The 13910-nt window shown below is 60.4% G+C and carries 9 protein-coding genes and 1 pseudogene; 6 read left to right on the top strand and 4 right to left on the bottom strand.

Features of this window, described 5'->3' with window-relative positions:
• Positions 1–233: 233 nt before the first annotated feature.
• From QN085_RS11425 to pdxR, 3 genes are all read right to left on the bottom strand, one after another.
• Positions 234–1499 (bottom strand): MFS transporter, encoded by a 1266-nt coding sequence (locus QN085_RS11425; protein ID WP_023660577.1) that lies wholly within the window; start codon positions 1497–1499, stop codon positions 234–236.
• Between the two features lie 33 nt (positions 1500–1532).
• The gene (locus tag QN085_RS11430) at positions 1533–2603 is read right to left on the bottom strand and encodes a sugar phosphate isomerase/epimerase family protein (RefSeq protein ID WP_023660578.1); all 1071 of its coding nucleotides are present in this window, start codon (positions 2601–2603) and stop codon (positions 1533–1535) included.
• 111 nt (positions 2604–2714) lie between these two features.
• Positions 2715–4220, bottom strand: coding sequence for a MocR-like pyridoxine biosynthesis transcription factor PdxR (gene pdxR / locus QN085_RS11435; protein WP_023660579.1), 1506 nt, complete (start codon positions 4218–4220; stop codon positions 2715–2717).
• A 935-nt stretch (positions 4221–5155) separates the two neighbouring features.
• On the opposite strand from pdxR, the gene QN085_RS11440 reads away from it, so the two are divergent.
• Together QN085_RS11440 and QN085_RS11445 are read left to right on the top strand one after the other, a co-directional pair.
• Complete coding sequence (locus QN085_RS11440; protein WP_015270586.1) at positions 5156–5392, top strand: hypothetical protein; 237 nt, start codon at positions 5156–5158, stop codon at positions 5390–5392.
• 546 nt (positions 5393–5938) lie between these two features.
• Positions 5939–8482 (top strand): annotated as a pseudogene (locus QN085_RS11445) (bifunctional diguanylate cyclase/phosphodiesterase).
• 22 nt (positions 8483–8504) lie between these two features.
• Here the strand turns inward: QN085_RS11445 and QN085_RS11450 are convergent.
• Positions 8505–9419, bottom strand: coding sequence for a LysR family transcriptional regulator (locus QN085_RS11450; RefSeq protein WP_023661491.1), 915 nt, complete (start codon positions 9417–9419; stop codon positions 8505–8507).
• A gap of 199 nt (positions 9420–9618) precedes the next feature.
• On the opposite strand from QN085_RS11450, the gene QN085_RS11455 reads away from it, so the two are divergent.
• The 4 genes from QN085_RS11455 to hutH all read left to right on the top strand — a co-directional run bounded on the left by QN085_RS11455 (position 9619) and on the right by hutH (position 13880).
• Positions 9619–10587, top strand: a complete 969-nt coding sequence (locus QN085_RS11455) for an ABC transporter substrate-binding protein (protein WP_015270114.1) — start codon at positions 9619–9621, stop codon at positions 10585–10587.
• Between the two features lie 75 nt (positions 10588–10662).
• On the top strand, positions 10663–11514 hold the full coding sequence (locus QN085_RS11460) for an ABC transporter permease (protein ID WP_015270115.1): 852 nt from the start codon (positions 10663–10665) through the stop codon (positions 11512–11514).
• Positions 11511–12344, top strand: a complete 834-nt coding sequence (locus QN085_RS11465; RefSeq protein WP_023661493.1) for a quaternary amine ABC transporter ATP-binding protein — start codon at positions 11511–11513, stop codon at positions 12342–12344. The genes QN085_RS11460 and QN085_RS11465 overlap by 4 nt, the downstream gene beginning before the upstream one ends.
• Before the next feature lie 12 nt (positions 12345–12356).
• Entirely contained in the window at positions 12357–13880 is a 1524-nt protein-coding gene (gene hutH / locus QN085_RS11470; RefSeq protein ID WP_023661494.1) for a histidine ammonia-lyase, read from the top strand.
• Positions 13881–13910 lie beyond the last annotated feature (30 nt).

A 13910-nucleotide genomic window follows, 5' to 3' on the forward strand; every position in this document is an offset into this window, starting at 1 on the left:
GCGCAAGCAAGGAGTAGTGCGTTTCGTTCCGAGTGTCAGGTTATGACGCAGTCACCGACGCAGAATGTTCTGGACGTCGCTTGCAGATCGAAAACGGTCACTATCAATCAATGGATTTGGCCATTTCCGATGTTCCAGCCGCGTCGTTCCAGGATGAAAATGCATTTCGTCGAGTGGGCGGAGGAGGAGTCGGCATGATGGACGAATCCTCCTCCTGTAGTCCGTGACGACGATCAGGCTTGTACCGCGTCGGCCCCCCCAGAGAGCACGGATTTTTTGCGTACCGCTTGATAGAGAAGGCTGGACACCATGAAGCCTGCAATGGCCAGCACGCTCATCAGAATGAACACATAGTTGTAGCCCTGTTGACCAGGGAAGTGGTCGAGGATCGCGCCATAGATGACGTAGGCAAACATGCCAGGGGCATAGCCGATCAGGCAACCGATGCCGAAGGCCGAGCCGGTGATGTGCTGGGGAATGCCGACTTCGCCCATGGGTGCCCAGAACACGCCGCGCATCGAGAAAACAATCAGGGCGAAGGATAGGGTGGCCGCCATCCCCGCATAGATGAAGCCCGGGCTTTTAGGAATCAGCATGATCACGGCCATCAGCGGCAATAGCGCCAGAAATGCCCACTTCAGATAACGGCTGGTGCTCTTGAACTGCTTGTCGGCAATGAAACCGCCGGCAGGCCCGCCGAGGATTTTCAGGAAGTATTGATTGATGATGCCGTAGGCGCCTACCAACGCTACTGGCAACCCGTACATTTCCTTGAGGTAGGGGATGAAATAGGTCAGGCCGCAGTAGACGATGTAGACCATGAACACATTGAGGCTGACCAACCAGATACCGGGTACCTTGATAGCCTCCATCAGGTTTGCCAGACCGTTTTTCGGCTTGGTAGCCGATTGCGCATTACCGCCCTTGAGCAGGACCCAGGTCAGGGTGCCAGCCAGAATGTCGATGACCGAGTAGAACAGGATCGCCGATTTCAGGCCGGCTTCCCCCGAGCCCATGGCGACGAACACGCCCAGTGCGGAAAAGGCCACCAGCGTATCAACCACGCCGCGCCCGCCTTCCAGCAGGCCGAACAACCGGCCTTGCTCCTGATCGTCACCCAGATTGCGGATGGCCTTGAGCAGCGATGGCCAGAACAGGCAGTCGGCACAGACGGCCAACAGACTGAACACGATCAGCAAACTGCTGAAGGGCGGAAAGGTCGCCAGGTACAACCCCAGGCTCCCGGTCCCGATCAGGCCGAGGGGGATCAGTTTGCGCGTGTCGTAGCGATCGGCGAGCAGGCCACCAACCACGAACAGTGCAGTCGCGATGATTGCGTTGGCACTCAACAGCATGCCGATTTCAGTGTGGCTCAGGCCCATGAATTCCTGCATGGGGACATAGAAGGCGTCCTTGAGATTCGCCAACTTGTAAATGGTGCCGCCACCAAGGATGAGAATCAGGAATCTGAGCCATTTGGCCTTGTTTTGAGTTGTCATTATTGTTCTCCGGGCGTAATCGGGTCTTCAGGTTCAGGCGTTGGAAGGAGCGGCCAGGGTCAGTTCAGCCAAGGTGCGCAGTTCGCCCAGCAAACCTCGGACATAGGCCACCTGATTGTTCGCCCAGCGGTGTTCGTCGGCCAGCATGCGCTCGAGCGAGTAGCCTTTCGGGAGCGGCGTTTCGCTCATCTCCCGGTAAGCAATGAATGGATCGGCTGCTTCGAGGCTCTGGCGGAAGGCCGGGGCCACGTAGTGATTTTCCTGCTCGAGAATGAACGCGATCACTTGTGGGGTTGCTTCGCCCAGCATCAACAGTTCGAACAGCATGCGGGCGCTGGGCAGATCGTCTTCGTCGCTGCCTTGCAACACGCCGTAATGGCCGAAGCCGTTTTGTTCGGGGACGATGCGTACGCCCTTGAGGTGAGCCTGGCGGATGTGCGGCGCCAGGTTGTGCAGGGCCTGCAGGGGCTGTTCGCAGGCATTGATCATGTTGCCGAAGTCGAACAGGGCATGCAGGCGAGGGTGGTTGACACGGTTGAGCAGCTGCGCAATTTCGCTGCTCTTGAGTTCTTCATGCTGCTCGAAGTCAAAGTACAGATCGTTGGCATCGGCCTGTTGTGCGAGGTAGTGCAGGTCGGTCTCGATCACGTCCATGACCCGCGACAGCGGACCCTCGTAACGTGAGTAGACACGGATGTTGCGCACGCCCAGTGCGTTGGCGATGGCGATCACCTGGTCGACATCCTTTTTCAGCGTGCTGCTGATTTCCAGGTGCACATCCAGCCCCAGCGCCTTGGCCTTGCTGGCAAACGCCTGGAGCTGCTCTGGCGACATCTGGCTCAGGCTGTTTTCCTCGCCGTCGAGCAAGTGCAGGCTCAGGCCTTGCAGTTCGTGGCGATAGGCGAAGTCCAGCATGTCCGCGGGTGTGACACGACCGTGGGTGAGGTTGGTCAGAAGCGGGTAGGCGTGGGCAAACAGGCGCAATTGCCCGAGACGCTCAAGCAGCCGCTGGGCCAGTGCCGCTGTCAGCACTGGAGCAGCCACGTGTTCGACCACCTTGTGGCTCAGCAAGGCGTTGAATCGTTCCTGGATCTTGTTGTTCATTAGAGTTGTTCCTGGTTCAGGCACCGGTCTACCGGCGCAGCCTTTATCGCGCCAGCCAGGAACTCTCGATAGATCCATTATCAATTAATTGATAAGGCCACTTTCCACGCATCAAGTGGTCGGCGGAAGATAACCCAGCGTGCGCAAAGCCTGGGCCAGCTCCTCGACACGCTCCCGGGCCTGCTTTTCAGGCGTGCCGGCAAAGCCGATCAACAGGGCAGGCGGCAGGTCATGCTTGATGCGGTAGTCGCTCAAAGCGTAGGTGTGGATGTTGTGTCGGGCCAGTTGCCGGGCGATTTCAGTGTCACTGAGTTCGGGGGGCAGCCAGGCGATCAGGTGCATGCCAGCATCCGTCGGAGTGATCCTGAAAAAGCTGCCGATCTGCTTTTCAAGTTGTTCGATCAACGCCTGCTGGCGCGCCTTGTACAGTGCACGCATGCGGCGGATGTGCCCCAGGAAGTGGCCTTCGCTCATGAAATCGGCCGTTGTGGCCTGAAGCAGTGTGGGCGGGCTGCGATCCATGACCGCGCGCAGGGTGCAGAAGGGCTCGACCAGAGCCTGCGGCAGAATCACATAGCCCAGTCTCAGTGACGGGAAGAGCACTTTGCTGAACGTGCCGACGTAGATCACTCGGGCCATCTGGTCCATGGCATACAGTGCCGGAAGAAGTCGACCACTGTAGCGAAACTCGCTGTCGCAATCGTCCTCGATGATCCAGCTCTGATGCTTCGCAGCCCAGTCGATGAGTGCCTGGCGCCGCACATAACTCAGGGTGACACCCAAAGGATGCTGACGCGAAGGCGTACAGAATACCAGGCGCGCATCAGGGCACTCGGCAAGGCCTTGCTGGACATCGATCCCCTGTTCATCAATACGCAACGGAATGATCCGGGCCCCCTGGGCTTGCAACGCAATTCGCGCGGCGATGTGCCCAGGGTCTTCCATCCAGACACTGTCCTGCGGATTGAGCAGCAGCATGCCCAGCAGGTTGAATGCTTGCTGCGCGCCGGAAACGATCACTACCTGCCCGGCATTGCAGTCGATACCTCGCGCATCGAAGACATACTCGGCAATCGCTGTGCGAAACGCCTGCAAGCCTTGCAACTCGCCATAACCCAGGATCGCCTTGGTTGGCTTTAGCAAATGACGGTTCATCAGGCGCCGCCAGATTGCTTGCGGAAACCCTTCATAGGTGCTGTGACTAGGCAGGAAGGAGGTCGGCGTCGCCGGATCCCAGTCGGCATAGGACACCCCGCGAAAATGATCGCTGCGCAGCGACAGCATCGACTGGCTCAGTTCGGACAGGCGCGGTGGCTGGCGCGGTTGCTCGTCCTCGATACTCCGGTTTTCCCACTCAGTACCGACATACGTACCTGCACCCGTGCGCGAGGCCAGGAAACCTTCGGCAATCAACTGATCGAAAGCATTGAGGATGGTGATCCGCGACAGCCCCAACTCGATGCTCAAGGTCCGCGTCGACGGCAGGCGCACGCCCCCCTGAATTCTGCCGTTGAGTATCTGTTTGCGAATTTGCAGATACAGTTGACGGTACAGAGGTATGGCACTGGCACGGTCCAGTTCGATAGCCGACAGCAGCAAACCTGTGGGGGATTTCATGACATGCTCGTCTGGTGAAATGGGACTTGACCTGGAAACCGTCAGGCGACGGGGCTTTCAGGGTAGCGAGCGATACCCGATAAGTCATCCGTCCGGCTTTGATGTCCGGTGCAGTTTGATGGCTGGATACTGCAGAAAAGACCGAATAAAGCGTCCGCTTTGGGTCGTTGACGCTCAGTCGCGAATGGCTGCTAACGATCCATTGCGGACACCTGTAACCGGGGCCGCTTCGCGGCCCATCGCCGGCAAGCGCGGCTCCCACAGGTACAGCGCATGCCTGAAAGTTGGTGATATTCCTGTGGGAGCCGGCTTGCCGGCGATGAGGCCGGTACTGACTACAGAGCTTTGGATCAGTGTCTGCCGTGGGTCGTTAGCCGCCATTCGCGGTCGATCGCTTTTGGCCCAAAGCGGACGCTAAAGGATAACTGGTTTCGTAAGCGCGACGCCGCTCCTGTGGGAGCGGGTTTACCCGCGAAGAGGCCGGTGCAGGCGACACAACATGGTGATCACTGCTGATTCGCCGGCCGGTGATAAGTGAGAGGCGCCAACGGAAGTGTTACTGCACATTCCCTTCGCTTGAAACGCTTCCCTGACACCGGTAGTCTTTGCCCGCTGCTGTAAGTCCAGCGGCCGGGTTTGGTCACCCGCAATCATCAAGGCGCACAAGCGCCCGCTCTGCGATACAGTTGGCGCATTTTTTGTGCCCGCTGTTTCGTTTTATGGCGGCTGTGCGTGGGGCGCCTCCGTGCGCGCCGGTTTCCTTGATTCCCGGTTGACCAACCCGCGTACAGTCGCCACCCATTCGTTTGGTCACGTTGTGTGGCGGCTCCAGTGAATCAAGGAGCGACACAATGACAAAAGGCTTACCCGATCCTCCCGTACGCGCCACCACGGCGTCCTCCAGTTTCTCCACGTGCGAATGCAGCCATCCGCCGTTGTTTGCCGTGCGTTCTGGGGTGGACTACGAAGATGCGCTGGTGCATCTGTCCACGCTGCTCAAAGGCGCTTTTGCGACCAATCTCAAGGCACTGGAGCTGGCCAAGGGAACCTGTCGTGATCTGTTGTTGAGCAATGACCATGGGCTGGATTCGGCCAAGGCGGTGGTGGAGGCGTTGCTGGATGGGGTGGAGAGACAGCAACTGGTTGGGCGGAAGACGGTACCGGGTGTCTGACGAGCGTTTGGGCTTTGTTTGACTCAAGCGGCAGCCGTGATTGACCTCGAGGGCCCCTTCGCGGGTGAACCCGCTCCCACAGGTTCAGCGCCAACTCGAAGCCCGCGCAGTATCTGTGGGAGCGGGCGCGCCCGCGAAGCAGGCGACGCGGTGGATGGCACCGGCTTTGCCGGTGTTCGCGGGCAAGCCCGCTCCCACAGGTACCGTGTGATCTCAAGTGCGACGCCGGCCCTGTGGGAGCGGGTTTACCCGCGAAGAATGCGACATGGTGCATGGCACCGGCTATGCCGGTGTTCGCGGGTAAACCCGCTCCCACAATGATCGCCGTTGGGCAAAACGACAGCTATGGGTCGTTATCCGCGGTACGCACCAGAACCGTTATCCAACCTGGCGGTCGTTCACCGCTGGCAGGCCCCCGCGCTGTGCTGACCATAGCCCCGTATCAGGCTCTAGGTTGCCTTTCGCCAACCACCGATCGTCAGCTCCATCGACCTCCAAGCCTGCCGCCCGGTCAACCGGGAGACCCTAGGCCGCGATGGTGAACCAATGGACGTCCTTGCTGACAATGAAATGTCGACCCGTAGTCATGTGGTCGGGCAACTGATCGTGGTGTTTTCCTTGATTCTGCTGCTGGCCTTGTTACTGGGGCTGTTCTCCCTCTACCGCCTCGCCGAGGCGCTGGATGCCCGGCAAGTGCAGCAAAGCCGCTTCTATGCTGAATCCGCCATGGCCCAGTTGCAGAAAAACGACAAGACGTTCCTGCTGACCCATGCCAACTGGCAGGCCGCCTATGATCACTTGGGCGGGCAGGTCGATGCACATTGGGCATACGACGAGGACAACGTCGGCGCCACGCTCTATACCTCCGATGGGTACGAAGGCGTATATGTGCTCGATGACGACGGCACTCGGTACGCAATACTGGACGGTAAGCTCAGCCAGCAGGGCCTGGAGCATCATACTGTCAGTGCTGGCAAGATCCTGCAGGAGGCTCGGCAAGCAGCGCAGCACGATCAGGCGTCGTCAGGCTACCTGGTCTTTCGTGGCCAGCCGGCGGTGTACGTCGCTGCACTGATCCGCCCGCAGACCCAGCCGGCCCGCCCGCCGGGACCAACTGCGGTGTTGGTGTTCATTCGGGTACTATCGCCACAGGTGCTTTTGCCGCTGGGCCAGGCGGCGGGGTTGTCCGGCCTGGCCGTGTACGATTCGGCCGATCAGCGCCAAGGGCGCGGTGCCCTGCCACTCGAAGGCAGCGGCCACGCCTTGACATGGGATATTCCGCAGCCTGGCACCGAACTGATCCAGACGGTTATCGCGCCCTTGGCTATCGCGGTTCTATTCATCGCGATGAGCATGGCATTGTTTGCACGCTATGCGATTCGGGCCAGCACCAGGATCGATCGTAGCCACCGTGCTCTGATGACTTCCCGGGTTGCCCTGCAATCGAGTGAAGAGCGCTTCAAGGCCGTGGCCGAAGCCGCGTCGGACTGGATATGGGAAACTGATGTACTCCTTCGGCTGACCTACCTTTCGGACCGGTTCACCGCACTCACCGGGCACCCGGTCGAGTCGTGGCGACAGCGCCCGATTACCGAGTTGCTGTCGTGTGACACCAGTAACCTGCGGACCTCGCTGCACAGCCTGGCCGCGACAGGCTCTTCCGGCACGCTGCGTTGCCAGTACCAGGACCATCTCGGTCAACAGCGTATCTGAAGGATCGCATCTCGTGCGATCGTGGCCGAGGGCGTCTGTACCGGCTTTCGTGGCACGTGCAGCGACATCACCGACGAAGTGGCCGCCCATGCCCAGATTCAGCACCTGTCTTTGCACGACGCCCTGACCGGCCTGCCTAATCGCAACAAGCTGTTCCGTTTTCTCGAACAATCAACGCCTGGCGCCCAGCTGGCGCTGTTGATGCTGGACCTGGACAACTTCAAGCCCATCAACGACAGCCTTGGGCATCCAGCCGGCGACGCGGTGCTGCTCGAGGTAGCGAGCCGCCTCGGTCAAGCTACCCGTGACAGTGATCTGGTCGCCCGTCTGGGAGGTGATGAATTCATCGTCGTACTTACCCGGCCGGGCGATCACGAAGACATGGACCGGTTCTGCATGCGCGTGATCGAGGCGATCAAGCGCCCCATTCAGGTCGAAGGGCATGTCGTGCAAGTGGGGGTGAGCCTGGGTGTAGTGCTGTCGGCCGAATACCCCGGTACACCGAGCGACCTGATCCGGCACGCCGACGTGGCCCTTTACAGCGCCAAGCAGGCGGGCAAGAACACCTGGCGCTTCTTTTCGGCACAGATGAACGCAGCATTGATGGAGAAACGTGTGCTGGAAAGCGAGTTGCGCGAGGGTATACCGCGTGGCGAACTGGTGCTGCATTTTCAGCCGCGCTTCAAGGTCGATGGGGTCTCGATCGCATCGGCCGAGGCCCTGGTGCGCTGGCAACACCCTCGCTTGGGCCTGCTGCGCCCGGACCGTTTCATTCCACTTGCCGAAGAGTCCGACCTTATCGTGCTGCTTGGCAACTGGGTGCTGCATGACGCCTGCATCAAGGCGCGGGGCTGGCCGCAGGCGGTGATGGTTTCGGTCAACATGTCGCCGGCCCAGTTCAGCCGCAGTGATGTGGTCCGCGACGTCGGTAACGCGTTGCGCGCCACCGGGCTGCCAGCCCACCGCCTGGAGCTGGAAATTACCGAAAACGTCATGCTCAACGATGTCGAAGGCGCACTGCACACCATGCTTGCACTGAAGGAGCTGGGCGTGCGCCTGAACATGGACGACTTCGGGACCGGTTACTCCTCGCTGGGCTACCTGCGTACCTACCCGTTCGACAGCATCAAGATCGACAAGCGCTTCGTGCAGCACCTGGGCAAGAGCGGCAGCGACCGTAGCGTGGTCCAGGCCATCATCAACCTCGGCAATGCAATGGGCATGACGGTGACTGCCGAAGGTGTCGAGACCGCCGAGCAACTGGCCTTGCTCAGCGATGACCAATGCCATGAAGTACAAGGCTTTCTGCTCAGCAAACCGCTGGAAAACGAGGCACTGATGGGGATGATGAAAGACCAGGTGTCGTTAGCGCAATGACGCCTCGCAGAGGAGCGCAGTTTCATTCGGATGCAAACGACGGCCGTTCCGCGAACCATGCCACCGCCAGCTCCTTGAACGCCTCAGCCGAAGGCGTCAACGGATAGCGTTGATCATGCGCCAGCACGATGCTGTGCGCTGGCAATTTCTCCTCGGTCGGCCGACATACCAGCGCTTGACCATCATAACTGCGGTCACCAAATGGCCGGGTGTAGATCAGCGCCACGCCAAACCCGTTGGCGACCAGGCTACGCTGCATCTCGAAGGTGCGCACACGGTGCACAGCGGCGGGCGAAAGATCGTAGAAGCTGAACAGATCCAGCACATGCTGCCAGCTGTGGACCTGATCGGTGACTACCAACGTGTATTCGGATAGCGCTTTGAGGCTGACGCGCGATTCCTTGGCCAACGGGTGATCGGCAGCCAGCAGTACCTGAGCGGTCAGCTGGCACAACTGGGTGCATTGAGTGTTCGGCGGCAGACCCAGATCGTAGGTGATCGCCAGCTCTATCGCACCCTCACTCAGCCGCTTGCCAACATAATCGAAGCTGCCTTCGCGCATATCGACCGTGACCCTCGGGCAGGACTCCTGCATCCGTCGCACGATCTGTGGCAGGCAATAGGGCGCCAGGTCTTCAAAACATCCGACCACCAACTCTCCGACACACTCTCCTGCATTGGCATTGATCTCGGCAAAGGTCCGAGCCTCGCTCAGAACGCGGCGGGCCTGGACCATGACGGTACGCCCGAACGGGGTCAGCGATATGCCGAGGCCACGTTGGCGCACGAAAATCGATTGGCCCAGCACCTCTTCCAATTCGCTGATGGCCGCCGAAATGGAGGGCTGCGAAACATGAAGCTCCATGGCGGCAGTCGTGAGGTTCCCGTGCTTGGCCGCTGCGAGCGCGTAGCGCAGTTGTCGCAGTGTGAACTTCATAGGTTTTTCCGTTGTGATACATCAGGACATATTATTTTATCCTTTTTTGAGGTTGTGAAATATTTCCTCTGTGTAGTGGCAACCGATCACAGGTGCCACGCCGATGCCGATTGCAAGGCTGATCAGCCAGTTTGGCGACCATCTTTGGGCCGGATGCCCTCGACTACTGCAATCCATGTTCTTGTTTGGGAGCGTCACAATGAAAATTACAAAGGCTCTGCTGACCACCACACTATCTTTCGGGCTGCTGGCGGCCGCTGGTGCCAGCCAGGCGGCCGGCTGGTGCGAGTCTGGCAAACCGGTGAAATTCGCCGGATTGAACTGGGAAAGCGGGATGCTGCTCACCGACGTGATGCAGTTCGTGCTGAAAAATGGTTATGGCTGTGAAACCGACAGCCTGCCGGGTAACTCCATCTCCATGGAAAACGCCCTGAGCAGCAACGACATTCAGGTGTTTGCCGAAGAGTGGGTAGGGCGCAGCGAGGTCTGGAACAAGGCGGCGGCCGCCGGCAAGGTCGTTGGCGTCGGCGCGCCGGTCGTTGGCGCAGTCGAAGGCTGGTATGTGCCGCGTTACGTGATCGAAGGCGACCCCAAGCGCAAACTCGAAGCCAAGGCACCGAACCTCAAGACCATCGCCGATCTTGGGCAATACGCCCAGGTATTCAAGGACCCGGAAGAGCCGGACAAGGGGCGCTTCTACAATTGCCCGGCCGGCTGGACCTGCGAGCTGGACAACAGCGAGATGCTCAAGCACTACGGCCTGGAAAGCAGCTACACCAACTTCCGCCCGGGCACCGGCCCGGCACTGGATGCCGCCGTGCTGTCGAGCTACAAGCGTGGCGAGCCGATCCTGTTCTACTACTGGTCGCCGACGCCGCTGATGGGCCTGGTCGACCTGGTCAAGCTGGACGAGAAGCCAGGCGTGGATAAATCCCTGACCATCAAAGTGGGCCTGTCGAAGGCCTTCCACGAGCAGGCGCCGGAACTGGTGGCGGTGCTGGAAAAGGTCAATCTGCCGATCGACCTGCTGAACCAGAACCTGGCGCGCATGAGCAAAGATCGCATCGAGTCGCCGGAACTGGCCAAGTTGTTCCTTAAGGAGCACCCCGAGGTCTGGCACAGCTGGGTCAGCGAAGACGCAGCCAAAAAGGTGGACGCGGCACTCTGAGCGTGTGGGTTCGTCCGGCTCCTGCCGGACAAGGCACGCGACAGTCCGTTTCATGCACTTGCTCGAGAGAATTCCATGTTTCCCAAGAACTTCACGTTTTCCATTGCCGACTGGGTCAATGGCTGGGTCGATGCGCTTGTAACCAACTACGGTGACGTGTTCCGGCACATCTCCGACACCCTGCTGTGGGCCATCGTCAACCTCGAAGGCCTGCTGCGCGCAGTACCCTGGTGGCTGATGCTGGCCATTGTTGCTGGTATCGCCTGGCACGCCACCCGCAAAGTCGTGACCACTGCCGTGATCGTCGGCTTGCTCTTTTTGGTCGGCGCGGTCGGCCTCTGGGACAAGCTGATGCAGACCCTGGCGCTGATGCTGGTCGCAACGCTGATATCGGTCCTGGTCGGCATTCCGCTGGGTGTGCTGTCGGCGCGCAACGATCGCCTTCGGGCGGTGTTGATGCCGCTGCTCGACATCATGCAGACCATGCCCAGCTTCGTGTACCTGATACCGGTGCTGATGCTGTTCGGCCTGGGCAAGGTGCCGGCGATCTTTGCCACCGTCATCTATGCCGCGCCGCCGCTGATTCGCCTGACCGACCTGGGCATTCGCCAGGTGGATGGCGAGGTCATGGAGGCGATCAACGCTTTCGGTGCCAATCGCATGCAACAACTGTTCGGCGTGCAGCTGCCACTGGCGTTGCCGAGCATCATGGCCGGTATCAACCAGACCACCATGATGGCCCTGTCGATGGTGGTCATCGCCTCGATGATCGGTGCCCGCGGCCTGGGTGAAGACGTCCTGGTCGGCATCCAGACCCTGAATGTGGGCCGCGGCCTCGAAGCGGGCCTGGCCATCGTGATTCTGGCGGTCGTGATCGACCGCATTACCCAGGCCTATGGCCGACCACGGCATGGGGTGGGCAAATGAGCGCCAAACAGACAATGAACAAGATCGAAGTCAAGAATGTCTTCAAGATATTCGGTGCTCGCGCCGAAGATGCCCTGAAACTGATCCGCCAGCAAAAAGCCAAGGATCAGGTCCTGGCCGAAACCGGCTGCGTGGTTGGGGTCAACGATCTCTCGTTGTCCATCGGCAGCGGCGAGATCTTCGTGATCATGGGGCTGTCGGGCTCGGGCAAGTCGACCCTGGTGCGCCACTTCAACCGCCTGATCGACCCGACCAGCGGCCAGATCCTGGTCGATGGCGAAGACATTCTGCAGTACGACATGGACGCCCTGCGCGAATTCCGCCGGCACAAGATCAGCATGGTATTCCAGAGCTTCGGCCTGTTGCCGCACCGCAGCGTGCTGGACAACGTCGCCTACGGCCTGAAAGTCCGTGGCGAGAGCAAGGCCAGGTGCGCGGAGCGTGCCCTGCACTGGATCAACACCGTGGGCCTCAAGGGTTACGAAAAGTCGTACCCGCACCAGTTGTCGGGCGGCATGCGTCAGCGCGTCGGCCTGGCCCGCGCCCTGGCAGCCGACACCGACATCATCCTGATGGACGAAGCCTTCAGTGCGCTCGACCCACTGATTCGCGCCGAAATGCAGGACCAGTTGCTGGAGCTGCAGAAGACACTGCACAAGACGATCGTCTTCATCACCCACGACCTGGACGAGGCGGTGCGCATCGGCAACCGGATTGCCATTCTCAAGGACGGTCGCCTGGTGCAGGTCGGCACGCCGAAAGAAATCCTCTACCAGCCTGCGGACGAATATGTAGATCGTTTCGTGCAGCGTCGCGTAGCTTCGCTTTAAGGAACCGGGTGTATGTCGTTTGCCGAAAGAATCATCATCGCCGACGCGCCAGTGCGTTGGCAGGACGTGGTGGCAGTGGCCCGGCATGGCGCGAAGCTTGAGCTGGCCCCATCGGCCTGGGCACGGATCGAGAACGCCCAGGCGATTGTCCAGCGCATCGTTTCCAGCGGTGACCGCGCCTATGGCGTCAACACCGGGCTTGGCGCCTTGTGCAATGTCTCGTTGCAGGACGAACAACTCAGCCAGCTGTCGCACAACACCTTGCTCAGCCATGCCTGTGGCGTGGGTACGGCGCTGTCGGACGAACAGACCCGGGCGATAATGTGCGCGGCGATCATCAATTTCTGCCAGGGCCGTTCCGGCCTGCAGCGCAAGGTGGTCGAGGCGCTGCTGACCTTGCTCAACCAGCACATCACACCGCAGGTGCCGAAGCAGGGGTCGGTGGGGTACCTGACCCACATGGCGCATATCAGCATCAGCTTGCTGGGCGTCGGCCAGGTCAGCTATCGCGGCCAGATCATGCCGGCACAGCAGGCCTTGGCCGAGGTCGGCCTGGCGCCGGTCAAACTGGGTGCCAAGGATGGCCTGTGCCTGGTCAACGGTACCCCTTGCATGACCGGCCTTAGCTGCCTGTCCCTGGACGATGCCACGCGGTTGAGCCAATGGGCGGATGTTATCAGTGCCATGAGCTTCGAGGCCCTGCGCGGCCAGCTCGATGCCTTCGACCCTGAAATCATCGCGATGAAACCGCACCCCGGCATGCAGCGCGTGGGCAGTAACCTGCGGCGCCTGCTCGACGGCAGCGAAATCATTGCCAGCAGCCAAGGCATTCGCACCCAGGACGCGTTGAGCATTCGCTCGATTCCGCAGGTTCATGGCGCCGCCCGCGACCAGCTGGACCACGCTGCGCGGCAGATCGAAACCGAACTCAACTCCACCACCGACAACCCGATGCTGCTGGGTACGCCCGAGTCGTATCGGGTGGTTTCCCAGGCGAATCCGCACGGCCAGTCGGTGGCCATGGCGGCTGACTTGCTGGCCATCGCGGTGGCCGAGATCGGGGCGATTGCCGAGCGTCGTCTCGATCGCCTGATCAACCCGTTGGTCAGCGGTTTGCCGGCTTTCCTGGTCAGCCAGCCGGGAGTTAATTCGGGGATGATGATTGTCCAGTACGTGGCTGCTTCACTGTGTGCAGAAAACCGTCAGCTGGCACAACCGGCAGTCGTCGACAACTACGTCACCTCCGGCCTGCAGGAGGATCATCTGAGCATGGGCACCAATGCCGGGTTGAAGCTGCACCGCGCCCTGGAGAACTGCACGCAGATCCTCGCCATCGAATACCTGTTGGCGGCCCAGGCATTCGAGTTCCTCAAGGAGCAGCGCTTTGGCGCGGGTACCAACGTTGCCTGGCGGTTGTTGCGCGAACGGGTCCCGGCGTATGCCCAGGACCGTTGGCTGGCCCCGGATATCGCCAGCAGCGCATCGATCCTGAAGGATCCGGGCCTGCTTGGCGCTGCATTCCCCGAGCTGCTATGACCAATGCAAGGGCCACTCATGGCTTCGGAT

The organism is Pseudomonas sp. M2(2023) (genome assembly GCF_030263955.1).
In the GTDB taxonomy this organism is placed as follows: Bacteria; Pseudomonadota; Gammaproteobacteria; order Pseudomonadales; family Pseudomonadaceae; genus Aquipseudomonas; species Aquipseudomonas asiatica.